24 protein-coding genes are annotated in these 24,059 nt (G+C 60.0%); 9 read left to right on the top strand and 15 right to left on the bottom strand.

Annotated features, from left to right (window positions below):
* Positions 1–108: 108 nt before the first annotated feature.
* Together BLQ98_RS03755 and BLQ98_RS03750 are read right to left on the bottom strand one after the other, a co-directional pair.
* A complete protein-coding gene (locus tag BLQ98_RS03755) occupies positions 109–1,260 on the bottom strand; it encodes an alkane 1-monooxygenase (RefSeq protein ID WP_093732008.1) in 1,152 nt (383 codons plus the stop codon).
* Positions 1,261–1,338: 78 nt separating this feature from the next.
* A complete protein-coding gene (locus tag BLQ98_RS03750) occupies positions 1,339–2,403 on the bottom strand; it encodes an A/G-specific adenine glycosylase (RefSeq protein WP_093732007.1) in 1,065 nt (354 codons plus the stop codon).
* Positions 2,404–2,487: 84 nt separating this feature from the next.
* On the opposite strand from BLQ98_RS03750, the gene BLQ98_RS03745 reads away from it, so the two are divergent.
* From BLQ98_RS03745 to BLQ98_RS03735, 3 genes are read left to right on the top strand one after another with little or no spacing between them, the layout of a single operon-like run.
* Entirely contained in the window at positions 2,488–2,997 is a 510-nt protein-coding gene (locus BLQ98_RS03745; RefSeq protein ID WP_093732006.1) for a DUF721 domain-containing protein, read from the top strand.
* Positions 2,998–3,010: 13 nt separating this feature from the next.
* Positions 3,011–3,721, top strand: a complete 711-nt coding sequence (locus tag BLQ98_RS03740) for a DsbA family protein (protein WP_093732005.1) — start codon at positions 3,011–3,013, stop codon at positions 3,719–3,721.
* Positions 3,721–4,833, top strand: coding sequence for a CaiB/BaiF CoA transferase family protein (locus tag BLQ98_RS03735; RefSeq protein WP_093732004.1), 1,113 nt, complete (start codon positions 3,721–3,723; stop codon positions 4,831–4,833). The genes BLQ98_RS03740 and BLQ98_RS03735 overlap by 1 nt, the downstream gene beginning before the upstream one ends.
* A gap of 46 nt (positions 4,834–4,879) precedes the next feature.
* Here BLQ98_RS03735 and lpxK read toward each other — a convergent pair whose 3' ends face one another.
* From lpxK to BLQ98_RS03705, 6 genes are all read right to left on the bottom strand, one after another.
* A complete protein-coding gene (gene lpxK / locus BLQ98_RS03730; RefSeq protein ID WP_093732003.1) occupies positions 4,880–5,872 on the bottom strand; it encodes a tetraacyldisaccharide 4'-kinase in 993 nt (330 codons plus the stop codon).
* Complete coding sequence (locus tag BLQ98_RS03725; RefSeq protein WP_093732002.1) at positions 5,869–7,098, bottom strand: 3-deoxy-D-manno-octulosonic acid transferase; 1,230 nt, start codon at positions 7,096–7,098, stop codon at positions 5,869–5,871. Before BLQ98_RS03725 ends, lpxK begins: the two co-directional genes overlap by 4 nt.
* A 6-nt stretch (positions 7,099–7,104) precedes the next feature.
* Positions 7,105–7,347 carry a DUF4170 domain-containing protein gene (locus BLQ98_RS03720; RefSeq protein ID WP_005850395.1) on the bottom strand — a complete coding sequence of 81 codons (243 nt, stop codon included), beginning with the start codon at positions 7,345–7,347 and terminating at the stop codon, positions 7,105–7,107.
* A 42-nt stretch (positions 7,348–7,389) separates the two neighbouring features.
* Positions 7,390–8,184, bottom strand: coding sequence for a 3'(2'),5'-bisphosphate nucleotidase CysQ (locus BLQ98_RS03715; RefSeq protein ID WP_093732001.1), 795 nt, complete (start codon positions 8,182–8,184; stop codon positions 7,390–7,392).
* Positions 8,171–9,517, bottom strand: coding sequence for a TldD/PmbA family protein (locus BLQ98_RS03710; RefSeq protein ID WP_093732000.1), 1,347 nt, complete (start codon positions 9,515–9,517; stop codon positions 8,171–8,173). The genes BLQ98_RS03715 and BLQ98_RS03710 overlap by 14 nt, the downstream gene beginning before the upstream one ends.
* Positions 9,518–9,612: 95 nt before the next feature.
* A complete protein-coding gene (locus BLQ98_RS03705; protein ID WP_093731999.1) occupies positions 9,613–11,142 on the bottom strand; it encodes a DUF2125 domain-containing protein in 1,530 nt (509 codons plus the stop codon).
* 234 nt (positions 11,143–11,376) lie between these two features.
* Here BLQ98_RS03705 and BLQ98_RS03700 point away from each other — a divergent pair, with 234 nt between their 5' ends.
* The 3 genes from BLQ98_RS03700 to BLQ98_RS03690 all read left to right on the top strand — a co-directional run bounded on the left by BLQ98_RS03700 (position 11,377) and on the right by BLQ98_RS03690 (position 14,158).
* On the top strand, positions 11,377–12,126 hold the full coding sequence (locus tag BLQ98_RS03700) for an SDR family oxidoreductase (protein ID WP_093731998.1): 750 nt from the start codon (positions 11,377–11,379) through the stop codon (positions 12,124–12,126).
* On the top strand, positions 12,123–12,758 hold the full coding sequence (locus BLQ98_RS03695) for an enoyl-CoA hydratase/isomerase family protein (protein ID WP_093731997.1): 636 nt from the start codon (positions 12,123–12,125) through the stop codon (positions 12,756–12,758). The genes BLQ98_RS03700 and BLQ98_RS03695 overlap by 4 nt, the downstream gene beginning before the upstream one ends.
* Before the next feature lie 197 nt (positions 12,759–12,955).
* Entirely contained in the window at positions 12,956–14,158 is a 1,203-nt protein-coding gene (locus BLQ98_RS03690) for a TIGR03862 family flavoprotein (RefSeq protein WP_093731996.1), read from the top strand.
* Here the strand turns inward: BLQ98_RS03690 and BLQ98_RS03685 are convergent.
* The 5 genes from BLQ98_RS03685 to BLQ98_RS03665 form a co-directional block, all read right to left on the bottom strand.
* The gene (locus BLQ98_RS03685; protein ID WP_093731995.1) at positions 14,155–14,745 is read right to left on the bottom strand and encodes a glutathione S-transferase family protein; all 591 of its coding nucleotides are present in this window, start codon (positions 14,743–14,745) and stop codon (positions 14,155–14,157) included. The genes BLQ98_RS03690 and BLQ98_RS03685 overlap by 4 nt on opposite strands.
* Positions 14,746–14,775: 30 nt before the next feature.
* The gene (gene holA / locus BLQ98_RS03680; protein ID WP_093731994.1) at positions 14,776–15,774 is read right to left on the bottom strand and encodes a DNA polymerase III subunit delta; all 999 of its coding nucleotides are present in this window, start codon (positions 15,772–15,774) and stop codon (positions 14,776–14,778) included.
* Complete coding sequence (gene lptE / locus BLQ98_RS03675; protein ID WP_093731993.1) at positions 15,771–16,256, bottom strand: LPS assembly lipoprotein LptE; 486 nt, start codon at positions 16,254–16,256, stop codon at positions 15,771–15,773. Before lptE ends, holA begins: the two co-directional genes overlap by 4 nt.
* Positions 16,243–18,789 (bottom strand): leucine--tRNA ligase, encoded by a 2,547-nt coding sequence (gene leuS / locus BLQ98_RS03670; RefSeq protein WP_093731992.1) that lies wholly within the window; start codon positions 18,787–18,789, stop codon positions 16,243–16,245. Before leuS ends, lptE begins: the two co-directional genes overlap by 14 nt.
* A gap of 85 nt (positions 18,790–18,874) precedes the next feature.
* Positions 18,875–19,372 (bottom strand): DUF3576 domain-containing protein, encoded by a 498-nt coding sequence (locus BLQ98_RS03665; RefSeq protein ID WP_093731991.1) that lies wholly within the window; start codon positions 19,370–19,372, stop codon positions 18,875–18,877.
* A 286-nt stretch (positions 19,373–19,658) separates the two neighbouring features.
* On the opposite strand from BLQ98_RS03665, the gene BLQ98_RS03660 reads away from it, so the two are divergent.
* Positions 19,659–20,627 carry a porin gene (locus tag BLQ98_RS03660; protein ID WP_093731990.1) on the top strand — a complete coding sequence of 323 codons (969 nt, stop codon included), beginning with the start codon at positions 19,659–19,661 and terminating at the stop codon, positions 20,625–20,627.
* Between the two features lie 103 nt (positions 20,628–20,730).
* Positions 20,731–21,384 (top strand): YggS family pyridoxal phosphate-dependent enzyme, encoded by a 654-nt coding sequence (locus tag BLQ98_RS03655; RefSeq protein ID WP_009825512.1) that lies wholly within the window; start codon positions 20,731–20,733, stop codon positions 21,382–21,384.
* Between the two features lie 9 nt (positions 21,385–21,393).
* On the opposite strand, the gene BLQ98_RS03650 is transcribed toward BLQ98_RS03655, so the two are convergent.
* Together BLQ98_RS03650 and ribA are read right to left on the bottom strand one after the other, a co-directional pair.
* The gene (locus BLQ98_RS03650; protein WP_093731989.1) at positions 21,394–21,885 is read right to left on the bottom strand and encodes a L,D-transpeptidase family protein; all 492 of its coding nucleotides are present in this window, start codon (positions 21,883–21,885) and stop codon (positions 21,394–21,396) included.
* Positions 21,882–22,970 (bottom strand): GTP cyclohydrolase II, encoded by a 1,089-nt coding sequence (gene ribA / locus BLQ98_RS03645; protein ID WP_093731988.1) that lies wholly within the window; start codon positions 22,968–22,970, stop codon positions 21,882–21,884. Before ribA ends, BLQ98_RS03650 begins: the two co-directional genes overlap by 4 nt.
* Positions 22,971–23,135: 165 nt before the next feature.
* Between ribA and BLQ98_RS03640 the strand changes: the two genes are divergently transcribed.
* Entirely contained in the window at positions 23,136–23,822 is a 687-nt protein-coding gene (locus tag BLQ98_RS03640) for a response regulator transcription factor (RefSeq protein WP_093731987.1), read from the top strand.
* Positions 23,823–24,059 lie beyond the last annotated feature (237 nt).

Below are 24,059 nucleotides of genomic sequence, written 5' to 3'. Positions count from 1 at the left end.
AACACCGCCGGTGTCCTTGCCGCCTTATGAGAAGGCGTGCCTATAAGGACACTCACCTTGGCCCCGCCTTTCATTGGCGGGGTCTTTTTCGTTTCAAACCGAGGGGCGTTAGCGCGGATAAGGGGTCTTGCCCGCGTTATAGTCGGCCCATTCCGTAATCTCGGGGTAGTAGGTCCGACGCCATGCACGCACCCGCGGGTTCATTACGCGCCGCCAGATCCAGGGCATCATCGCGGCCATGGTCATAATAGGGTAGCCATAGGGCAGCTGCGGTGCCTGCGCGTCGCCATAGGTTTGCAGTACGGGAAACCGACGGTCCGGTTTATAGTGGTGGTCCGAATGGCGTTGTAGATTGATCAGCAGCCAGTTCGACGCCATATGCGCCGCGTTCCATGAATGGCGCGGCTGGACATGTTCGTATTTGCCCTCGCCCAGATGTTTGCGCGTCAGCCCGTAGTGTTCGATGTAGTTCACCAGTTCGAGCTGCCAGATCGCCACGCCCGCTTGCAGCAGGAACAGGCCCAGCCCGACCCAGCCGCCAAGGACCACGGCGAGGATCAGGCAGCCCGCTTGCAGCGCCCAGTATTTGAAGAATGGGTTGCTCAGGTCGGTCCAGGGTTTGCCCTTGCGTGCCAGCATCGCTTTTTCGGCCTGAAAGCTGGACACCAGCGATTGCCGCAGCACGCGCGGGTAAAAGCGGTGGAACCCTTCGTTATAGCGTGCGGTCACCGGATCCCGCGGGGTGGCGACATAGCGGTGATGTACTAGCAGATGTTCGGACCGGAAGTGCGAATAAAGGACCATCGCCAGCAGGGCATCGGCCCAGAACCGTTCGCGCTTGTTGCGTTGGTGCATCAGCTCGTGGGCATAGTTGATCCCGATGGTGCCGGTCATGACGCCCACCCCGAAGAAGACCGCGGCCTTCTCCCAGCCGGATAGATGCGCGGCCTGCGGCACGTACCAGAGCAATCCGAACAGCGTGAGAAACTGTACAGGCATCCACGCGGTTGTAATCATGCGGTACCAGAACAGATCGTCATCGGACGCGTCCGGATCGGCGTTATCAAGGTTCAGCCCCGCAATCGCGTCGATGATCGAAAACAGGTACCATGTGACCACCGGCATCAGGATCACCGTCCACCCGCCAACAGTGGCCGAGATCCAGACCAGCGGGATCAACCCGAATGACAGGGCAAAAGGCAGCGCTCGCCGGAACTGCGACAGCTGATCAGTGCTTAGGTTTGTCGTGGGCGAGGTCATGCTGCACGGCCTTTTGAGGGTGTCTGGCCCCGATGGACGGGCACAAGTTTGGCTGCGATAAACTATGACGTGCAGCCGCTACCGTAGCAAGTCATAGGCTTTGCGCATCACGGTGGGCAGATCCGAGGGGCGGAAGTTGTCCGGCGCAACAAAATGCCCGCGCTTCGGATCCGCCTCGGCCGGTAGGGGCGCGTGTATGACGGTCAGCATCAGGTGGAAATGAGTAAAGGTATGGCGCACCTCTCCCGCGAGCGGCTGCCAGTCGGCGGAAGCAGGCGGCGTGCCGGTCGGGCGCGGGGTGTCGGCGTTGATCCAGTCGGTGCCGGGCCAACCAAGCATACCGCCCAGCAATCCTTTGTCCGGGCGCGTCTCAAGCAGCCATGCCCCGTCCGCCCGCTGCCCCAGATAAACGGTACCATGCCGGATCGGTTTCGGCTTTTTCGGGGTCTTCTTTGGCAGCTCGGCTGCGGTGCCGTTGCGGCGGGCAAGGCAGGGATCGCGCCACGGGCAAATGCCGCAGGCAGGGGATTTCGGCGTGCAGATCGTGGCCCCCAGATCCATCACCGCTTGTGCGTAATCTCCGGGGCGGATGGCTGGGGTCAGCACCTCTGCACGTGTCATGAGGTCGGGCTTGGCGGCGGGCAGTGGCGTGTGAATGTCATAAAGCCGCGCCATCACCCGTTCGACATTGCCATCCAGCACCGTGAACGGCAGATCAAACGCGATAGAGGATACGGCCGCAGCGGTATAGGGCCCAATCCCTGGTAGCTGTAGCAGGGCGGCGTGATCGGCGGGGAACTGGCCGTCATGCTCGGCCACCACGGCGCGGGCGCATTTCAGCAGGTTGCGGGCGCGGGCGTAATACCCCAAGCCAGCCCATTCCCCCATCACATCGGCATCCGCCGCCGCCGCTAGATCAACCACAGTAGGCCAGCGTGCCGTAAACCGTTGGAAATAGTCGCGCACCGTCGCAACCGTGGTTTGCTGCAACATCACCTCGCTCAGCCAGATACGATAGGGATCGGGGCGCACGCCGGCCGCACGGTCCGCCGGAGGTGTCCGCCACGGCATCGCACGGGCATGTACATCGTACCACTCCAGAAGGATCAGCGGGAGGTCGCCGGAGGGGTCGGTGTCACGCAATGTTTATAACCTTTTCGGTTGGGTATGGCTGGTGATACGAGGCGGGATCGCTATGTTGTGGCTAGTCATTCGGGAAAGATAGTCATGGCGCCACGGCGTACCAGTACAAAAGGGTTCAAAAGGACCGATAGCCTGCTTTCGGCCAAGATCCGTCAGGCGAGCGAAACCCGTGGTTTTGCCCAGTCCCGCCTGCTGACCCAATGGGCCGAGATCGTGGGCCAAGACACCGCGGCCATTTCGCGCCCCGTTGAGGTAAGCTATGGCCGGGGCGGCATGGGGGCGACGTTGACCTTGCTGACGACCGGGGCGAATGCGCCGATGCTGGAAATGCAAAAAGAACAACTGCGCGCCAAGGTAAACGCCATCTACGGCTTTAACGCGATTGCGCGGGTGCGGGTGACACAGACCGCCGCGACGGGCTTTGCCGAAGGGCAGGTCGCCTTTGCACCACAACCCAAGACCCATCCCGAACCGCCGAACGATCCCGTTTTGCATCAGCGCGCTGTCGAAACCGTCGGCCCTGTCGCGAACGACGCCCTGCGCGATGCACTTGCACGTCTGGGCGAGAACATATTGAACAAGACCAAACGCTGAAAAAGGAAATCACATGAAACCGACATTCCCCATCCTTGCCGCTGTTGCCGTGGCCGCCGCAGGTGGCTGGTACGCTTTCAGCGGTACGAATGCCGTGGATAGCACGCAGATCACCCCTCTGGTCAGCGCAGCCAACGCACAAACAGCAAGCGCGGATAAAGCAGACACCGCTTCGTCCGAAACGACTGCCGAAACCGCTGCTATTGAGGACATGACACTGGGTAATCCCGATTCAGCTGTTCAGATCATCGAATACGCCTCTTACACCTGCCCGCACTGCGCCGCCTTTGACCAAGGCCCGTTCCAGCAGCTCAAGGCGGATTACATCGACAACGACAAAATCGGCTTTACGTACCGCGAGGTTTATTTTGACCGCTACGGTCTCTGGGCCTCGATGGTGTCGCGCTGCGGGGGCGAGGACAAGTTCTTTGGCATCACCGACATGATCTATGCCGGCCAATCCGAATGGGTCCGCGCCGGAGAGCCCACAGCTATCGTCGAAGAGCTGCGCAAGATCGGCCGCCTTGCCGGCTTGGATAACGAAGAACTGGATGCCTGCCTTCAGGACGGTGAAAAAGCACAGTCGCTGGTCGCATGGTGGGAAGAAAACCAAAAGGCGGACGACATCACCAGCACGCCTAGCTTTCTGATCAACGGCAAGAAATATTCCAACATGCCCTATGCCGAGATGAAAGAGATCATCGACGCAGCATTGGAAGAATAATGGCGGCCCCGCTGGCAGGGCTCAAGGTTATTGAGCTGGCTCGTATTCTGGCAGGCCCCTGGGCCGGCCAGACCCTTTCGGATCTCGGCTGCGAGGTCATCAAAGTTGAGAGCCCGGCGGGCGACGACACCCGCCAGTGGGGGCCTCCGTTCATTGAACGCGACGAGGATAAATCTGCCTCGTATTTTCATTCGGCCAATCGGGGCAAAGCGTCGGTTGTGGTCGATCTGACCACTGATGAAGGTCAGGCCAAGATGAAAGAGCTTTTGGCCGATGCCGATATCCTGATCGAGAATTTCAAAACCGGTGGGCTTGCGAAATACGGGATGGATTATGCCAGCTTGTCCAAGCAGTTCCCCAAGCTGATCTATTGTTCGATTACCGGTTTCGGTCAGGACGGGCCCTATGCGCATCGCGCGGGCTATGATTTCATCATCCAAGGCATGTCCGGCCTGATGTCGATTACCGGTGAACCCGACCGCCAGCCCCAGAAACACGGGATGGCGATCACGGATATCTTTACCGGTATCTATGCCACCACGGCCATTCTTGCAGCGGTGCACCAGCGTGGCCAGACCGGTGTGGGCCAGCATATTGATATGGCGTTGCTGGATTGTGCTGTTGCGGTCACGGGCAATCAGGCGATGAACTATCTGACAACGGGCAATGCGCCCACGCGGATGGGCAATGCGCACCCGAACCTGACCCCCTACGAGGTGTTCGAATCCTCTGACGGGCATCTGATCATTGCCACGGGCAATGACGGGCAGTTCCAACGGCTGTGCCGGATGTTGGGGCTGGATGACATGGCAACCTCGGCTGACTATGCCAAGAATGCCGACCGCGTCGCCAACCGCCCCGAGATGATCCGCCGTTTGACAGGGGCCACCAGTCAGCGCACCCGTGACGATCTGCTCGCCGCCTGCGAGGCAGAGGGCGTGCCGGCAGGGCCGATCAACGATATGGCCGATATGTTCGAAGACCCCCAAGTCATCGCGCGTGGCTTGAAGGTCGAACTGGACGGGGTGCCGGGCATCCGGTCGCCGTTCAAATTTTCGGGCGCCGAGCTGGCTTTGCATCGTGCAGCGCCAAAGCTGGGTCAGGACGACTAGGTCACACGCAAATCGCAGCCGGAGCCTGGTTGCAGGGTCCGGCGTGCTATTTGGGTTTCGACAGTTGGTCTAACGCCCCAAATAGCGCGTTTTCAGGATCGAACTTCAGACGCACTGGCAGGGTTATCACCTTCATTCTGAAAGACGCGGGCAGACGCACCGCGTCTTTTTCCGTTGTGACCAGCTGTGCCCCCCGCAAGGCAGCGTCAGCCTCAAGCCGTCCCATCAAGGCGGGGTTCAGCGGCTGGTGATCCTCCAGCGCTTCGGCGTGGACAATCTCGGCCCCGAGATCGCGCAGGGTGGCAAAGAATTTCTCGGGGTGGCCGATCCCTGCAAATGCCAGCGCCCGCGTGTCGGACCAATCCATCCCCGTTTGTAGCGGGGCGAGTTCGGCACGGACATGCGGCAATTCTTGGGGCAGCCCTGTGGTATCGAATTGCGCCTGATCTTGCGCATTGCCGATGGACAGTATGATATCCGCACGGGCCAGACCCGTAGCGACGGGTTCGCGCAAGGGGCCTGCCGGCAGACACAGCCCGTTGCCAAACCCCTTGGCCGCATCCACCACCACGATCGACAGGTCCTGATGCAGCGCGGGGTTCTGAAATCCGTCGTCCATCACAATCACTGACGCCCCCGCATCCGCAGCAGCCTGTGCGCCCGCGGCGCGATCTTGCGCGACCCAGACATCAGCAAAAGCAGCCAGCAGCAGCGGTTCATCCCCCACCTGCGCGGCACTGTGGCGCGAGGGGTCCACCTGCACCGGTCCTTTTAGCGTACCACCATACCCGCGCGAAACCACATGGGGCGTGTGATACTTGTCACGCAGATGTTCGACGACGGCCATGACTGTTGGTGTCTTGCCCGTGCCGCCAGCATTGATATTGCCGACGCAGACCACCGGAATATCCAGACGCAACGGTGTGCCCGCCGCCAGCCGTCGTGCAGTGGCCCTGGCGTAAAGCGCGCCCAAGGGGTGCAGCAGGCGTGCGCGCCAATCGGGTGTCGGGCGGTGCCAAAAGGCGGGGGCGCGTTTCATGGCTTGGCCTCTCGCTGATCAAGCGTTTCTTGCACAAGGTCGATCACCCTGTCGGTAACGGCGGCACCACGGCTGATGACATCCCACCCCGCCTGCGCCATCGTAGCGGCCTGATCCGGCGCGATCAGACGGGTCACGGCGGTGCCAAGGGCCGTTGCGTCATTCACGATACGCGCGGCACCTTCGGCAGCGAGACGGGTATAAAGCGGCAGATAACGCCGGACCTTGGGCCCGTAAAGCACAGCCGATCCTAATGCGGCGGCCTCGAACGGATCACAGCCGCCGCTGCCGTTGATCAAGGAATTCCCCAGAAAGGACACAGGCGCCAGCCGGTAGAACAGCCCGATCTCTGCCGGATCATCGGCGATCATCACTTGGGTCGAGGCGTCGGGATAGCCCGCATCACCCCATCGCAGCACGCGAAAGTTCTGATCGTCCATGCGCTGCGCGAAAGCATCGGCCTGTTTGGGGTCGGCGGGCGCGAGGATCAGCAGCAAGCGGTGCGACAAACGCAGACCCTGACGGTGCGCAGTGAGCACCGTGTTCAGCTCTCCTTCGAGCACCTGATTGGCAAACCAGATCGGGCGCCCAACAGCCGCTGCCGACAAATCCGCGAGATCAGAGTCCATACAGGGCAGCACACGTCCGCCGGCTTGCAGTGCGGGGGTCCGCTCTATGTCTTTGCGGGCCAGTCCCAGCCGGACCAGCCGCTGCAGCCCCGCGTCCGATCGCGTCATGATGGCCGAGAAATGCATCAGCAGATCGCGGGTCAGATCGCGCAGCCAACGGTCGCGCCGTCCGTCAAAGCCGTCGCTGTCGGCGTCGATCAGGAACATCGGACAGGCATGTGTGGTCATCTCTGCGATCATATTCGGCTGCAGACGCCCCCACGCCCAGACACAAGCATCGGGCTGCCAGTAATCGATAAAGGTCTTGGCGAGCGCCGGGTGGTCTTCGGGCAGGGTATCGATCAGCACGTCTGCCTCGCTACACGGCTGCAGGTCCACCGGCGTCGAGGCTTGGGGGACGGTGATCAGAACACTCAGCCCCGGACGGCTACGGCAAAGCCGTATGGCGAGGTCTTGTATCGCGAACAAGCTGCCGGGCTCGGGCGCGTGGCACCAGACAAGTTCGCCTTCGGGGCGCTTGTCCACGGGGGTGAATGGCGGCACGCCCCCGCGGCTGGTAAAGGCGCGATAGGCTGACAACCCAAGCGACCGCGCCATCAGAGTTTACCCCAGTTCTTCGGTAGAGGACGCTGCAGCTTCTTCGTCGCGCAGACGGTGCAGATGCGCGATAAAGTACCGCATATGCGCGTTATCGACCGTGCGCTGTGCTTCGTTTTTCCAAGCGTCATAGGCGCTGGCATAGTTCGGGAAGATCCCAACGACGTGGATGTCATCGACGTTCTTGAACGCGGTGCCGGTGGGCGAAATCAATTCACCCCCGAAAACGAGGTGCAGGCGTTGGGTCATATCGCGATCCTTTGTTTTCAAACAGATGGCCTTGGGCGCAATCTACGGGGTGGCTTGGGTCTGGGCAAGGCCGCTTAGCAGCGCCGCATGGACGGCACCGCCCCCCGCGACCACACCGTTCAGACGCGGATCGGGGTTGTTGAACCGCAGCGGCTGCCCCGTGCGGTCAGTGCACTGCCCGCCTGCTTCGGTGACAATCAGCGCGCCCGCGGCGATGTCCCATTCCCAGCTTTTGCGCAGCGTGACCATGCCATCAAACCGGCCCTGTCCCACCAGCCCCAGCCGATAGGCCAGCGAGGGACGGTGCGCGCGTTTGAAGCCGGGGTCGCCCTTGGCCCAATGCTGCATTTCCATCACCGGTTTGGTTGCCAGCACGGTGGCCTCGGACAAGGTGGCGATGTCGGAGACGGCAATCGGTTGGCCGTTCAGCGTCGCGCCACGCCCCGTAGCCGCCGCATAGAGCCGGTCCAGCATGGGCAAAAACACCACAGCTGCCGTGATCTTCCCGTTCCGCGAGATGGCAAGTGAATGGGACCATGTGTCGGACCCTTCGATAAAGCTGCGCGTGCCATCAATGGGATCAATGATAAAGAGATCGCGCTGCCCCAGGCGCTGCGGGCCATCGTCGCTTTCTTCGGACAGCCAGCCATAATCCGGACGGGCCTTTGTCAGCGTCTGGTGCAACATCGCATTGACTGCAAGGTCCGCCTCGGTCACGGGGCCGGCCTCGTCGGGCTTGTCCCAACGCTGCGCGGTTTTGCCGCTGAAAGAGGTCGCAATCTCGCCGGATCGGTGCGCGGCCTCTATCAGGAGGGAGAGGTCATTAAGCGCCGGCAAGGGTCATTCCCGAGACAAGCAAGGACGGCACGACGCGGCTCAGATGTGCGCGCGCATCATTGGCCGGCACGATCGATTGCAACATGTCACGCAAGTTGCCCGCGATGGTGCATTCGTTGATCGCATGGGTGATCTCGCCATTCTCGATCCACAGGCCAGACGCCCCACGTGAATAGTCGCCTGTATTTGGATTGATCGTAGAGCCGATCATCGAGGTCACAAGTAGGCCGGTGCCCATATCGCGGATCAGGTCAGCACGGGTGGCGTCGCCTTGGGACAGCGCGATGTTCCAAGTGGCCGGACCGGGGTTCGATCCGGTGCCGCGTGCCGCGTTGCCAGTCGGGGTCAGCCCCAGCTTGCGGGCCGTCGCGAGATCAAGTGTCCAGCCCTGCAATATCCCGTCTTCAACGATGGTACGGCGCGATGTGGGAAGGCCTTCGCCATCAAAGGGGCGCGAGCCTGCGACGCGGGGACGAAAGGGGTCTTCGATCAGGGACAGGCCTTTGGGAAGAACCTGATCACCCATAGCATCGCGCAGCCATGAAGCGCCACGCGCGATCGCGCTGCCGCTGATGGCCGACAGCAGGTGCCCGATCAGGGCAGAGGAAATGCGTTCGTCAAACAATACCGGATAGGCCCCCGTGGGCGGCTTGCGTGCGCCCATGCGTTCAAGAACGCGCTCACCGGCTTTGGTGCCGATGTCTTCGGGGCTGCGCAGGTCGGTCTGGAAGATGCGGCTGTCGCCGTCATAGTCCCGCTCCATCCCCGTGCCGGTGCCGGCGATTGCGACGCAGGACAGCCCGCGGTCGGTACGGCGGTATCCGCCTTCGAACCCGTTGCTGGCCGCCATAAATACCTGCTGCGCGCCATAGCCCGCACCCGCAGATTGCACCTGACTGACACCCTTGACGGCCAGCCCTGCGGCCTCGGCGCGGGCGGCATCCTCTTGCAGCGCTTCGGGCGAAGGTTCCGGCGCGGGGTCGTAAAGCTCAAGCGCCTCGACATCCCAATCGGTCGCCAGCTGGTCGGGATCGGCAAGGCCGATGTAGGGATCTTCGGGGGCCTCTTTCGCCATCGCCACTGCGCGGATCGCCATTTCCTCTATCGTGCGGTCCGATGTGTCGGACGCAGAGACATTGGCCGAGCGTTGCCCGACAAAAACCCGCAGCCCGATATCGACGCCCTCGGCCCGTTCGGCCTGCTCCAGCACCCCACCACGCACATCGACGTTCACCGAAGTTCCGCGCACGGCCATCGCATCAGCACTATCCGCACCCGCTTGACGGGCGGCATGCAGCAACGACTTGGTCAGCGCCTCAATGGTTTGCGACATGGGGGGATACTCCTTGAATGGGTGAAAGACTGCTAGCGCCCCTGCCGCAGCTGCGCAAGGGACGCCAGTCGCTAGAGGGCCGTGGCCGCGAAGGGTTACTTGATCCGCTGACCATTGGCGAGGATTTGCCCGTCGCGGGTGAATTCGAGCTTGGATTTCAGCGTATCCTCTTCACCCTCGGCCGGGACGGCGAACATGCCCATCATCATACGCGCACCCATCGCCATCTGGGCAGGCAGCAAGCCCGAGGACACCAACGTATCGATCAAGGTGTTCCCACCCACCAGCTTGACGTCCACAGCGCCCGACGGCTTGAGGGCCGTCGGGTCATTCTCGTCATGCTCGAACGTGACCGCGCCATTGCCGGTCAGCTTGGCCCCCAGTGCATCCACGATCAGCGCATTCAGATTCACGCTATCCAGCTGTGCTGGCACCTGTCCGGTCTCGGCCATTCTGGTCGCGGCTTCGGGGTCAAAGTAATCCATTAACAGGCGTGCCTTGCCCGAGACATCCAGCGACAGGTTCGCAGGATCACGGGGCAGGGTGCCTTGGGGGTTGATCATGCCCCAGACCATATCCGACATGGTGAACCCTTCAAGGTTCAACCCAAGCGCCACGTCCTGCGCATCATCGGTCTTGAGCACCGGCGCGCTGAGATTGAACGCCGCATTGTCGAGGCCGAAGGACAGCAGAAATGGGAACTGCTGCGGCTGCACAGACAGGGCCATCCCCTGACGCGAACCGGCATAGCTCATCCCGTCGGCGCTGGTTTCAACCGTCAAGCGGCCGCCTTCAGACGCGACTGCGGCGGACATATTGCCATTATCTGGGTCTTCGATATCCACCGTCAGCGTGCTGTTGCCGCTTGCGAGCGTGCCTGCGCCGGTCATGCCAGACCGCAGCATCGCTGCCATATCGCTGGCCCGCGCCACACCCAACGGCAATCGCCCGTCGCCGTCAAAGGTCATATTGGCCGACGTGCCATTGAGCGTTGCAATGGCGGGCTCTTCGGGGTCTTTGAACCGCATATCAAAGGTCATCGACGCGACGGAGCCGTCTTGCGCATAGGCGCGCATGTCCGTCAGTACCGATTTCGACAGATATTCGACGTCATTGAGCACCACGTTCCACGTCGCGTTATCGGGGCCAAAAGTTTCATCCCCCACTGTCATCTGATCAAGCGACAGGCCCAGCAGACCCGCGGCATAGGCGCTGCTCAGGTCGGTCGGTGTGCCGCTGATGCGCATGTCATGGCCGGTCTGGTTCACGGTCACTGCGGCGCGGACGCGGTCTTCATCGGGGTCGGTCGGGGTGATCTCAAGCACCAGAGGCATCGCTTCGGGCATCACGACTGACACTGTCCCATCATCGTTCTGCACCAGGCTCAACTGTTCAAGCGACATCGAGATTTGGGCCAGATCAGGTTCGCTTGATAGGTCAAAGCGGACATTGCTTACCGCAAGCGTGTCACCGGTCGCCTTTTCGGTCGCGGTCAGGGTGTAGCCCATGCTTTGCATATGATCTTGCCAGTCGCGCCACACATCCTGCGGGGTGACATCTGCCAAAGCGCTGGATGATGTGAAGAGAACTGAAAGGGCGGCACTGCCAAAGAGGGGGCGGATCATGAAAAATTCCTTTATCGCAAATCGCGGGCGGCCATCCGGTGATAGCGCGGTTGCGCTAAAGGTAATCGCCCGATGCCAGCTTACAAGGCAATGCCGCTCGCGCCAATCTGCGATCTTCCGCCCGAGTGAGCGCTTTTGATTGGCGCTGGTCGATGTTGTTGCTAACGATGTCACCAAGCGCCGAAGGCGGTGGCCTCCGGACGGGGGTATACTGAAGACAAAGGAAATTATACGATGGATATGACTGGCAAAACCGTGATGATCACCGGCGCAAGCCGCGGGATCGGTGCCGAAGCAGCGCGGGTTTTCGCCTCCGCCGGGGCGAACGTTGTGTTGATGGCGCGGTCGCAAGATGCGATTGCTGATCTGGCTGGGGAAATCGGCAAGCAGGCCATCGCGATCCCGTGCAACGTGGCCCGTTTCGGCGAGATGTCCTCGGCTGTGGAAACCGCGCTTGGGGCCTTTGGCAGCGTTGATGTGCTGATCAACAACGCCGGCGTGATCGAACCGATCTCGCATCTTGCCGCGTCGGACCCGGACGAGTGGTCTCAGGTCATCGATATCAACCTCAAGGGCGTCTACAACGGGATGCGCGCTGTGCTGCCGGTGATGAAAAACGCAGGCGGTGGGTCAATCCTGACGATTAGCTCGGGTGCCGCGCATCACGCCATCGAAGCCTGGAGCCATTATTGCGCGTCCAAAGCGGCAGTGAATATGATGGGGCGGTCGATCCATCTGGAAGAAGCCGCAAACGGCATTCGCGCCATCGGCCTGTCGCCGGGCACCGTGGCGACCCAGATGCAACGCGAGATCAAAGCAAGCGGCGTGAACCCCGTAAGCGAGCTGGCATGGGAAGATCACATCCCCGCCGATTGGCCCGCGCGTGCGTTGCTGTGGATGTGCAGCGCCGACGCCGACACATACTGCGGCGAGGAAATCTCGCTGCGCGACGAAGGCATCCGCAAAACGATTGGTCTGGTATGATTGATTTCGACCGCGAAGGGTCCGTCTGGGTTGCGACGATCAACCGGCCGGACAAAGCCAATTCCCTGACCCATGATATGCTGGTTGCGCTGGCCGAGTTCATGGAGGACGCCCAAGCCGCGCGTGCCGTGATCCTGACCGGTCATGGCAAGGTGTTCAGCGCAGGGGCCGATCTGGACGAAGCCCGCGCAGGGCTGGCCGTTTCCGACATCTGGGAGCGGCTGTCCGGTGCAATTGCCGCGTTGCCGGGGTTGAGCATCTGCGCGATGAACGGGACGCTGGCCGGCGGCGCAATGGGGATGGCGCTGGCGTGCGATCTGCGGATCTGCGTCCCGAGTGCCAAGTTCTTTTATCCGGTGATGAAACTGGGGTTCTTGCCACAACCCAGTGATCCTGCACGGATGGCGGCGCTGATTGGCCCGTCGCGGAGCAAGCTCATTCTGATGGGCGGCCAGAAAATCACCGCTGACGAAGCGCTGAATTTCGGTTTGGTAGATCGCATTGTCGCCGATGATGCGTTGATGGAAAGCGCGCGTTCTATCGTGTCCGACACGATTGCCGCTGCGCCTGATATCGCGAGCGGCATAAAATCGATGTGTGCGGCGTCAGCGAGCCCAGCCGAGGTTTTATAGCAGCCGAGCCTAGATAAACGGCACGAAGGGTACGCCGCAGCCTGCAAGCAAGGTGAGACCCGAGATGATTAAAATGATGCGCATATTTTGCCCTCTTGTTGGAATAATCACGATCGTCGTGCATTTGGTTTAAGGTCAAGTTAATGGTGTCGCTGTAACAAACAGCTATACCCTTAATCCGATTGAAAGAGCATGTCATGACATCAAATATTTTCCCCGCCCGGCGCGGGGTTGTCATTGGCGCGGGGCCTGCTGGGTTGATGGCGGCCGAAATGATGGCGGCCGCAGGGCTTTCTGTCACCGTCTGTGATCATAAACCGTCTGTCGCGCGCAAGCTGTTGATGGCCGGAAAATCAGGGCTGAACATCACTAAGGCCGAAGAACGCACCAAGTTTTTAAACGCGTTTACGACGGCAAAAGGGCCGCTTGAACCTATTCTGAACAGTTTCGATGCGCCTGCGGTGCAAGGCTGGGCGGAAGAATTAGGGCAAAACCTGTTCACCGGAACGACGGGGCGGGTGTTCCCAACAGTGATGAAGGCGTCGCCGTTGCTGCGCGCGTGGTTGGCACGTCTGTCGGACGAAGGTGTAGACCTGAAAACACGCTGGCGCTGGACCGGATGGGACGACGGCACGCCGGTTTTCGATACCCCTGATGGAATGCAACATCTACCGGTCGATGTAACGGTGCTGGCCATGGGCGGGGCAAGTTGGTCACGGCTGGGCGCCACTGGCGCATGGGCCTTACCCTTGCGTGACGCGGGCGTTGATATCGCCCCCTTTGCGCCTGCCAATGCCGGTATCGCGATGAAATGGTCGGCGCATATGGGGGCGCATTTCGGTGCGGCGCTGAAAGGCATCGGTTTGAAATCAGGAACTTACCGGTCCCGGGGGGAGGCGGTGATCTCTGCTCGGGGATTGGAAGGGGGCGGGATCTACACGGTTTCGCGCGGGCTGCGCGAGGGGCACCCGTTGATGCTGGACCTGCTGCCCGATCAAACGCGCGAGGCGCTGACAGAAAAGCTCGCTAAGCCACGCGGCAAGATGAGCCTTGCAAACTATTTGCGCAAAACGCTCAAGCTGGATGTGGCCAAGATTGCGCTGCTACAAGAAATGGCGCGACCCTTGCCGGGGGATGCTGCGGACCTGGCAAAACTGCTCAAGGCGTTGCCAGTGAAACACGCGGGATTGCGGCCGCTGGACGAAGCAATTTCCACTGCTGGTGGCGTGAAATTCGACGCGGTGGACGACGGGCTGATGCTGCGCGCACGCCCCGGTGTGTTCGTTGCAGGCGAAATGCTGGATTGGGAAGCGCCTACTGGCGGATATTTGATTTCGGCCTGCCTTGCGACAGGCCGATGGGCAGGTCAACATGCCGCCGCTTGGGCGCAACGGGATTAATCCTCGCGGGTCGCTGCGGCCTTGAACGCAGGGCGGTCGCGCATGGATTTGGCCCAATTTCCGAGCTTGTCATCCACCCGGGCAAAGCCCGCGCCGATGGACCAGTTGATGCAATGGGTCGCCAGCAAATCCGGTATCGTCACCTGCTCGCCCATCAGAAAGGGGCCGTCCAATCTGTCGGACAAATTTGCGGCGGAGCGGGCGAACTCCGCTTTCAGGCTGTCCTTGATCTCGGGGACGCGCTGCTCTTCGGGGAAAACAAAGCTGTGTTTGGCGGCCGCCCAAAGGATCGCGTCCATCTCGTCGATCAGCCAAAAGGTCAGCGCATCCTGACGCGCACGGGCCGGGGTCCCGGCAGGGGCCGTCAGCGCGCTGTGTTTATCCGCAAGATACTGCATTATCGCAACCGAATCGGTCAGAACCTCATCGCCGTCGACCAGCGCCGGAATTTTGCCCGACGGGTTGTATTGCTTCGCCGCGTCCGAGCGCGGCCCGCAGGGCACGTGTTCATAGGGCTGACCAAGTTCTTCGAGCATCCACATGACGCGCATCGCCCGTGATTTTGTCGCTCCGATTACCTTATACATCGACATTCCCTCCCAAGAATTAACCCGATTTTAGCGTTGTGCGCCCAGCATCGCGAGGCGGATAAAAGCACGTTCGACCAGCGCCATCGTCGGCGCATGTTGCCCCGCCGACCTGAGCGTCAGGTCGGTGTCCGTCAGCACGGTCAGCGCCGTTTCAAGCTTGGCTGCCCCCCAGCTTTTGGCTTGCCGCATAGCGCGGTCGCGATCGCGCACACCCCAGATCTGTCCGCCCGGATTGCTCGCGATGCGGTAAAGCGTACGAAAGTGACGTGTCGCCATGATGATCAAGGTGACGGCATTTACACCCTGTGCCTGCAGCTTTGCCATAACCGGCCCGATGTCTCCTGCGCGGGCCTCGGCTACCACATGCAGAATGTCGTCGACCTCTGCTTCGGTAGAGGTGGGTGCGCAATTGGCGACATCCTCGGCGGTAAGCGGGCCAGCGTCGCTGATCTTGTAGAGTGTAATCTTATCAACCATTTGACGAAAATCGCCCGGATCGAGCACACGCGCCAGTTCGGTCAGCACCCCCATCGCGTCAGGCTCGGGGCTTAGCTTTGCCTCGGCGAGCACGCGTTCAATCTCTGCCCGGTCAGGCGGATTATCGTAAATCGGGGTCGCAAAAGCATTTTTATGGGCTTCAAACGCCTTGAGCACCTTGGAGGTTTTTTTAAGATCGCCGGCTGTTACCACAATTTGCGCATCGCCCGGCTGCCAGTCGGCCAGCGCATCAGACAGAATTTTGGCGATATTGTCATTGGCATCTTCAACGAAGGCCGCACGGGGGCCGGGGAAAAAGCCGACGGCCTTTATCGCATCAAGAAGCATCGGCGCGTCACGGCGCAGATCGGCGGCCTGAATACGGGTCAGGCGCATTTCTTCTTCTGCGTTGGGACCCAATAGGTTTTTCAGAAAGCTTTGCCTCTTCAACGCGACACGCATCGCGTCGCCGCCATAGATCAAAAGCCCAGTCTTGTTCGGATCGGGCTTGGCGAAATAGGCATTCGCGTCGCGCGGGGGCAGCTTCATTGGACCAGATCAGCCGCGTAAAGGCGTGTAACCAGCTGCTCTGCCAACATGACCATCAACCGCTTTTGCGCATCCCGTTCTGCTGCGAGGGTTGCAACAGTCGATCCGGTCGCGGAATAGCCCGTAAAGTTTTCGACATTTCCCGACGTGACAACTTGGCCGGTGGAGATGTTGCGCAAGGCGAAATCGACATCGCCGACCAAGTTATAGCGTGTGGTGTTGTCCTCGCTATCGATCGCCAACCCCTCTTGAGAGGTATCGACCGTTAGAGCCAGCGCATAGCGGGGGCTGGCGGCGCGGCCCAATCGTGTCTCGATCTCGCGGACCAGCGTATAGGAGAACGCGTCATCCGGCGCGTCGACCTGTACCGCATTTTGCAACGCGGTACCGCTGCCGCCGGGGCCATAAACGGGTTGGAACCCGCAGGCCGCCAGCAGCAGCAGTGGCATAGCAAAAAGAAAACGGCGGTTAAGCAACGACATTGACGATCCGTCCCGGCACAACAATGACCTTTTTGGGCGTGGCCCCATCCAGAGTACGAATGACAGCTTCGTGGTTGAGCGCGATCTTTTCAACCTCTTCCTTCGACATATCCGCAGGGACTTGGATTTCCGCGCGGCGCTTGCCGTTGATCTGGATCGGCAGTGTAACGGTATCATCGACCAGCATAGCGTCGTCGGCTTTGGGCCAAGCAGAGGTGGTGATGAGATCGGCACCGCCTTGAGCGGCCCAGATTTCCTCGGCCAGGTGGGGGGTCATCGGGGCCATCAGCTGCGCCAGCGTCATAATCGCCTCGCGCTGCGTGGCCTTGCCCGCTTTTGATTTCTGCAACGTTGCAGTAAAGGCGTAAAGCTTGGCAATTGCGGCGTTAAAGCCAAAGGATTCGACACCCATCGTCACGTCGTGAACGGTTTTATGCATCGCACGCAGCAGGTCATCGTCGCCCGTGCCTGCCGCACTTTCGTCCATTTCCGCGATGCGGGTGCTGATATTCCAGACCCGGTTGAGGTGCTTATAGGCGGCCTCGGCACCCGATGCAGTCCATTCGACATCGCGTTCGGGGGGCGAATCGGACAGCACGAACCAGCGGGCTGTATCGGCCCCGTAGTTCGCGATGATCCCCAACGGGTCGACGACGTTCTTTTTCGACTTCGACATTTTGGCCGAGGGGATGATTTCGACCGCAGTCCCGTCGGCGAGTTTGCCGTCTGTCACATCCTCCGGCAGGTGGTAGACCGGCCGCCCGTTGTCACCGGGGGTCTGGTAGATTTCGTGGGTTACCATGCCTTGGGTGAACAATGCGTTAAACGGCTCGATTGCTTTGTCGGGCAAGTGGCCAGTGATTTGCATCGCCCTGGCAAAGAAGCGCGAATACAGAAGGTGCAAAATCGCGTGTTCGATGCCGCCGATATACTGGTCGACATTCATCCAGTATTCCGCATCCGCCATATTGGTTGGCGTGTCCGCATGCGGCGCGGTGAAACGCGCGAAATACCATGAGGAATCGACGAACGTATCCATCGTATCGGTCTCGCGTTTTGCAGGTGCACCGCATGAAGGGCAGGTGCAATCGCGCCATGTCGGGTGGCGATCCAGCGGGTTGCCCGGCGTGTCAAAGCTGACATCATAGGGCAGTTCGATCGGCAGGTTCTCTTTCTTCTCGGGCACCACACCACAGGCGTCACAATGGACGACAGGAATCGGGCAGCCCCAATAGCGTTGCCGTGACAGGCCCCAATCACGCAGGCGGTATTTGGTCACGCCCTGGCCCACGCCTTGCGCTTCACAGGCGCCGATGGCTGCCACAATGGCGTCTTCGCCGGTTTGCCATTTCTCGCCTGCGAACCCGCCGTTGTAATACACTTTTTCGGATTTTGCCGGCACGAAAGGCGCGGAAAGTTTGGGGTCCGCATCTTCGTCAGGCAAGAAGGTCGAGGTGATCGGCAGCCCGTATTTGGTAGCAAATTCGAAATCCCGCGCGTCATGCGCAGGGCAGCCAAAGATAGCCCCCGTGCCGTAATCCATCAGGATGAAGTTCGCGATATAAACCGGTAGTTCCCACGCGGTGTCAAATGGATGACGGACGCGCAGGCCTGTATCCATCCCGAGCTTTTCGGCGGTCTCAATCGCTTCCTCCGTCGTGCCACCCTTGCGGCATTCAGCGCAGAAGGCCGCGATCTCGGGCGAATCTTTTTCTAGCAGCTTGGCCAGCGGATGGTCCGGCGAGATCCCGACGAAGCTGGCCCCCAGCAGGGTGTCGGGGCGCGTGGTGTAAACCTCTATCCGGTCGTGGCCTTCGGGGGCATCAATGGTAGAGAACGCAAACTGCAGCCCGCGCGACTGACCGATCCAGTTGGCCTGCATCAGTTTGACCTTGGCGGGCCAATTATCAAGTGTGTCTAGCGCCCCCAGCAGTTCTTCGGAGTGGTCAGAGATCTTGAAAAACCACTGCGTCAGTTCGCGCCGTTCAACCAGCGCGCCGGAACGCCAGCCGCGCCCTGCTTCGACCTGTTCGTTGGCAAGCACGGTCATGTCGACCGGGTCCCAGTTCACAACGGCATTTTTGCGATAGACCAGACCCTCGGCTAGGAAATCGAGAAACAACGCTTGTTGCTGGCCGTAATATTCCGGATCGCAGGTCGCAAACTCGCGAGACCAGTCAATCGACAGCCCCAGCGGTTTCATCTGGCCGCGCATGTCGGCGATGTTGCCGTAGGTCCAGTCTTTGGGGTGGCCGCCGATCGCCATCGCCGCGTTTTCGGCTGGCATCCCAAAGGCGTCCCAGCCCATCGGGTGCAATACGTTGTGGCCCGTCGCGATCTTATAGCGCGCAATGACATCGCCCATCGTATAGTTGCGCACGTGCCCCATGTGAATGCGCCCCGACGGATAGGGGAACATTTCCAACACATAATACTTGGGCTTGTCGGCGCTGCGTACCGCTTGGAACACATCGTTCTTTTCCCAGGCGGCTTGCCAGCGGGCTTCGATTTCGGCGGGGGAGTAAGAGGACATCTTGGCAGACCTTATGAACGAAAAACGCCGGGCGAGCGACTAGCGCGTGGCCCGGCGTTGTAATGGGGAAGGGACGGGTGCGGGCTTAGAATTTGGCGTCGGCGATGCGCATCTCGCGCGCTCGGCTCAGGATCGCATCCTCGACAGCACGAGAGGTCGCTTTGCTCACCGTGCGACCGCCGCGGGTTTGCAGCGCGATGTTCAAGGACCGTGCATCAAGGGCAGGGTCGTCAATCAGGACCGTCGCGCGGTAGGACTGATTGCCACCCGGAGGCGTGCCATAGCCCGTGACGATCACCCCAGTATAGGGATCAATGGATTGCACCGGCAGGAAGTTCAGCACTTCAAGCGACGCAGACCACAGGTACTTGTTCACCGAGACGCTGGTGTCGGTATTCTTGCGGTTGAAGATCGACCAGATCGTATTGTCTGGGTCCATCTCGACGTAGTTCGGGTTAGTGGGGGCAAGACCCAGGTTCGGGTCGCGATCTGCGGGCGGGCCGAAGTTGAGCGCGCCGCATGCGCCAAGCGACAAGACCGCCACGAGGGCTAGTGTAGATTTGAATACCGAACTGCGCACCATCTCGACCGTCCTTTGCCTGTTTGCGCACAGGTCTATCCAAGCAGGGTTCGGTCGGCAAGCGCAATGTCTGTATATACTATAGTATGGGGCAACTGTGCTCTTGCCTTCTTGGCCCGGTCGACTTTCGGGCCCGAATATGACTGTGACATAGCTGCATCACAGTTTTGCCCAATGTTGTGGGGGCCTCCGCGATCCTTGCCAAAACAAAGGCAAACGCTGAAAACACACTCATACCTCTACCGGATTCCCCGGTATGGGCATATGAATTCAAACCGAGGGATAACTCATGAAAAAAGTTCTCTTCGCTACAACAGCTCTGGTTGCGACCGCTGGCGTTGCAGCTGCAGACGTTACATTCGGCGGCTACGGCCGTTTTGGTGTTATATATTCAAGCGCAGCGGGTGCCAACGGTATCGCCCAGACATTCGGCGATGACGGCACTGGCGACAGCTCTGTGGATATCACCAGCCGCTTCCGCCTTCAGATCGACGCCACAGCCGAATCGGACGCTGGCGTTACGTTTGGTGCGCGTGTGCGGATCGAGCAGGAAAATGACGAGATTTTCGGACCACCTGCTGGTGATGGTTCGTACAACAGTACTGGTATCAACGCGCCTCGTTTCTTTGCCCGTTCCGGCGGTTTAGAAGTTGGTGTTGGTAACATCTTCGGCGCTTTGGAATTCATGCCTGGCATGTACCCGATCGACTTGGGTTTGACCGGTTTGCAATACGAATACACACCCTACCAGTATGGTGGTGACTTCTACGACTCCGACGGTGCTGGCGCGGCTTCGACCAACAACGCCGTCGAGGTTATGTACTCCGCTGGCGACCTATCAGTTCATGTGTCCGCATCAGACGGTCCAAACGAGCGTGTTGCAGCATATGTTGCATACGCATGGAACGGTTGGAAATTTGCACTGGGTGGTCAAGATTCCAACAGTGCGTCCGATACGGAACTGGCAGCATCTGCTGGTGGTAACATCGGTCCAGCGTTTGTTTCCCTTGCTTGGGCAGATAACGGCACCAACGGTGATCAATTCACGTTGGCTGCACGCTTTGATGTTGGCGCAGCAACAAATATCGAAGCCTACATTTCTGACGCGGACACCATCTTTGGTACGCCGACGCAGAACACTGGTTACGGTATCGATTTCAACCACGACTTGGGTGGCGGCACGTCGCTCCGTGGTGGTGTTGCGAAGCTTTTTGCGGGCCATACGGTTGCGGACCTGGGTGTTCGCTTCAACTTCTAAGTTGAACGATACAGTCTAAAAGAGGGGCAGGCCGTTGGTCTGCCCCTTTTCTTTTGCGCCAAGCTGTTGTTCTGTGCGCCCTTAACAACGAGGGCCGACTGACATGAGCTTGCACGACATCACATCCCGCATCGCCAAAGCCGAAGCTGACGCAGGCCGCACGCCGGGCAGCGTCCAATTGATCGCGGTGAGCAAGGTGCAGCCGGACACCCGCGTGGCGGCTGTTCTGGACGAAGGGCACCGTTATTTTGGCGAAAACCGCGTGCAAGAGGCGGAGGGCAAATGGCCCGCCTTTCAACAACAGTATGACGGAGTGGGCTTGCACCTGATCGGCCCGCTGCAAAGCAACAAGGCGCGCAGCGCGATGGAGCTGTTCGACGTGATCCACACGCTCGACCGTCCTAAATTGGCCCAAACCTTCGCGCGGCTGGCGCAGGAACTGGGGCGCTGCCCTGATATGTTCGTGCAGGTGAACACCGGCGAAGAGGCACAGAAGGCAGGCGTCCTACCGGCAGATGCGGATGCGTTTATCAAGGAATGTCAGTCGCTTGATCTACCCGTGCGCGGATTGATGTGTATCCCGCCGGTCGACGAGGAAGCCGCGCTTCATTTTGCGTTACTGGCCAAGATTGCGGCGCGAAACGGGGTAGGCGACTTGTCGATGGGGATGAGCAGCGACTTTGAAAAGGCCATCGCGCTTGGTGCGACCCATGTGCGCGTCGGCTCTGCTATCTTTGGGGAACGCAGCGCGGGCTAAGGCTGCCTGCTAGACGATCAAACGGCTATGACGGGTCAGCCGTGCCGCTATGTCATGAAGGTGCGCGCGTGAAAACGCGACGCAGCCTTCGGTGGGATATCCGGGGCGGCGCTGTTGGTGGATAAAGATCGCAGACCCACGCCCCGGCACGGCATCGGGCCAGTTCCAATCGGTCAGGATCACCAGATCATAAAGCGGGTCAGCCCTGCGCAGTGCTTCGTGGCTGTGCGGGTAGGGGGTTTGCACGAGACTGTTGTACTGGGGCTGTGTCACATCATCTGACCAAAGATCGCGCGGCCCGATGGGCACGGCCCACGGCACGGGGGCGGGGATGCGGTCGGGCCGGTATAGCATCCCGACAATGCGGTGAATGCCGGCGGGCGTGGCCTTGTCGCCCTCTTGTTTGGTGTGAGTAACGCCGGTTTTGCCAATGGTGCAGGGGTACAACCGCCCTTGAAACCGGACGCCTTGCCGCGTGAGGACCAGATCGTCGGGCGTCACAGCAGGTGACCGGATTTAGCGGCTTTCGTCGCAAGGTAGGCGTGATTGTGACGGTTTTCGCCCACCTTCAACGGGACGCGCTCTGCGACTTTGACGCCGCTTGCCTCCATCATCTCGACCTTGCGGGGGTTGTTGGTCAGCAGGCGTACCGATGAAAACCCCATCGATTTCAGGATATCCGAGCCCAGTCGAAAATCCCGTTCATCGTCTTCAAAACCCAGACGGTGGTTGGCCTCGACGGTGTCAAAGCCTTGATCTTGCAGGGAATAGGCGCGCATCTTGTTGGTCAGCCCGATGCCGCGCCCCTCTTGGTTCAGATACAGCAATACGCCGTTTCCTTCGGACCCCATCTGGGCCATCGCCGCATGAAGCTGCGGCCCGCAATCACATTTCAGGCTGCCCATGATGTCGCCGGTAAAGCAGGCAGAATGCAGCCGTGCCAGTACCGGTTTGCTACGGTCGGGGCGGCCGATTTCGATGGCATAATGCTCTTCTCCGCCATCATCGGGGCGGAAAATATGCAGACGCCCTGCCTCTGACACTTCCATCGGGAGGCGGGCGTTGACTACAGGATGCAGCGGGCTGCGGGCGGCGAGGATCGGTTTGGCCGCGTTCAGATCAATCACCGTCAGGCCATTTTGCATCGCGAATTGCGCGGCGTCTGTAAGGTCTAGTATGACTGCGGCGGGCAGTAGCCGTGCCGATTTTATCAGATCGATCGCCAACCCATGTGGCGTCGCATCGCCGCCGCGGGCGCAGGTAAGGGGGCCCTTCATCGGGTTGCGCAAATCGTCGGCAGGATCGGCAACGGATTTAACCCACCGCAAAGCGGCATCATGCGGCAATAGCACCCGTGCAAAGCTGCCATCATAGGCGTGTGCTTTCAAGGTTTCGGCCCGACGCGCAGTGATCGCCAGCACCGGTTCACCGCCCAGTGCAAGCAGTCCGGTCAAGCGGGCAGGCGTCAGCGTTTCGGCGGCCATAACCAGAACCGGACGCGATCCGGCCAGTACAATGGGAACGCCCAAACGAAGATCGGCGCGGGCGCGTGCCAGTTGCTCGGTGATGTCGGGCCCAAAAACCATGATTTGTAATCTTTCATGTTATGTTGTCACATTTATTAGTGCAGATGCGCGAGGATTGAAACATTGCGCGACAATTTCGCACGGTCGTGTGATCAAATGCCTGCTGCTCTTGTGTGCACGGGTTTGTGAACACATCTGTAAGTCAGTTGTAGAGGATGAGTTGATATGGCCCAGCTAAAGAAAATTTTGCTCGTAGATGACGACGACGACCTGCGCGAAGCGCTGAGCGAGCAGTTATTGCTGACCGAAGACTTTGATGTATTCGAAGCAGGCAATGGTGCGGATGCTAAAACCCGCGCCGCCGAAGCGCTGTATGATCTGGTGATCTTGGATGTCGGGCTACCGGATATCGATGGCCGCGATCTGTGCCGCGACCTGCGCACGCAGGGCGTCAAAAGCCCCATTCTGATGTTGACGGGGCACGACAGCGACGCCGACACGATCATGGGTTTGGATGCGGGCGCGAATGATTACGTTACGAAGCCCTTCAAGTTCCCCGTACTGCTGGCGCGTATTCGCGCCCAGCTGCGGCAGCACGAACAATCCGAAGAGGCGATTTTTCAGCTTGGTCCCTATACGTTCAAGCCCTCGGCCAAGATCTTGATCACCGAGGACGACAAGAAAATCCGGCTCACCGAAAAAGAGACGAATATCCTCAAATTCCTCTATCGGGCTGGGGCCGGTGTGGTGCCGCGCGATACGCTGTTGCACGAGGTCTGGGGTTATAACGCCGGTGTCACGACGCATACGCTGGAAACGCACATCTACCGTCTGCGCCAAAAGATCGAACCCGATCCTTCGAATGCGCGGATTCTTCTAACGGAATCAGGTGGATACAGAATTGTTTCTTAATTTCGGAACCCAAAGCGGGTCCGGTTGTTATTCCTTCGAGAGACGGGGTTTTCATGACCCGTCGATCGGTTTGAACCCGAAGTTTGTATCCGGGAAATGATACATACCTCCCTGTTGGACTAGGCCGGGCCTTTGTGCCCGGTCTTTTTTTGTCTGCACCTCAAAGTCTCTGGAATTCGGCATGGTGGATACCGCGCAATTCGCGGTAGGGTGTGCGCGATTTGACCCAAGGGAGCT

The sequence above is a fragment of the Sulfitobacter litoralis genome, from assembly GCF_900103185.1.
GTDB classification, from domain to species: Bacteria; Pseudomonadota; Alphaproteobacteria; order Rhodobacterales; family Rhodobacteraceae; genus Sulfitobacter; species Sulfitobacter litoralis.
Note: the sequence above shows the minus strand (reverse complement) of the source record. Positions and strands in the feature narration are given on the sequence as shown.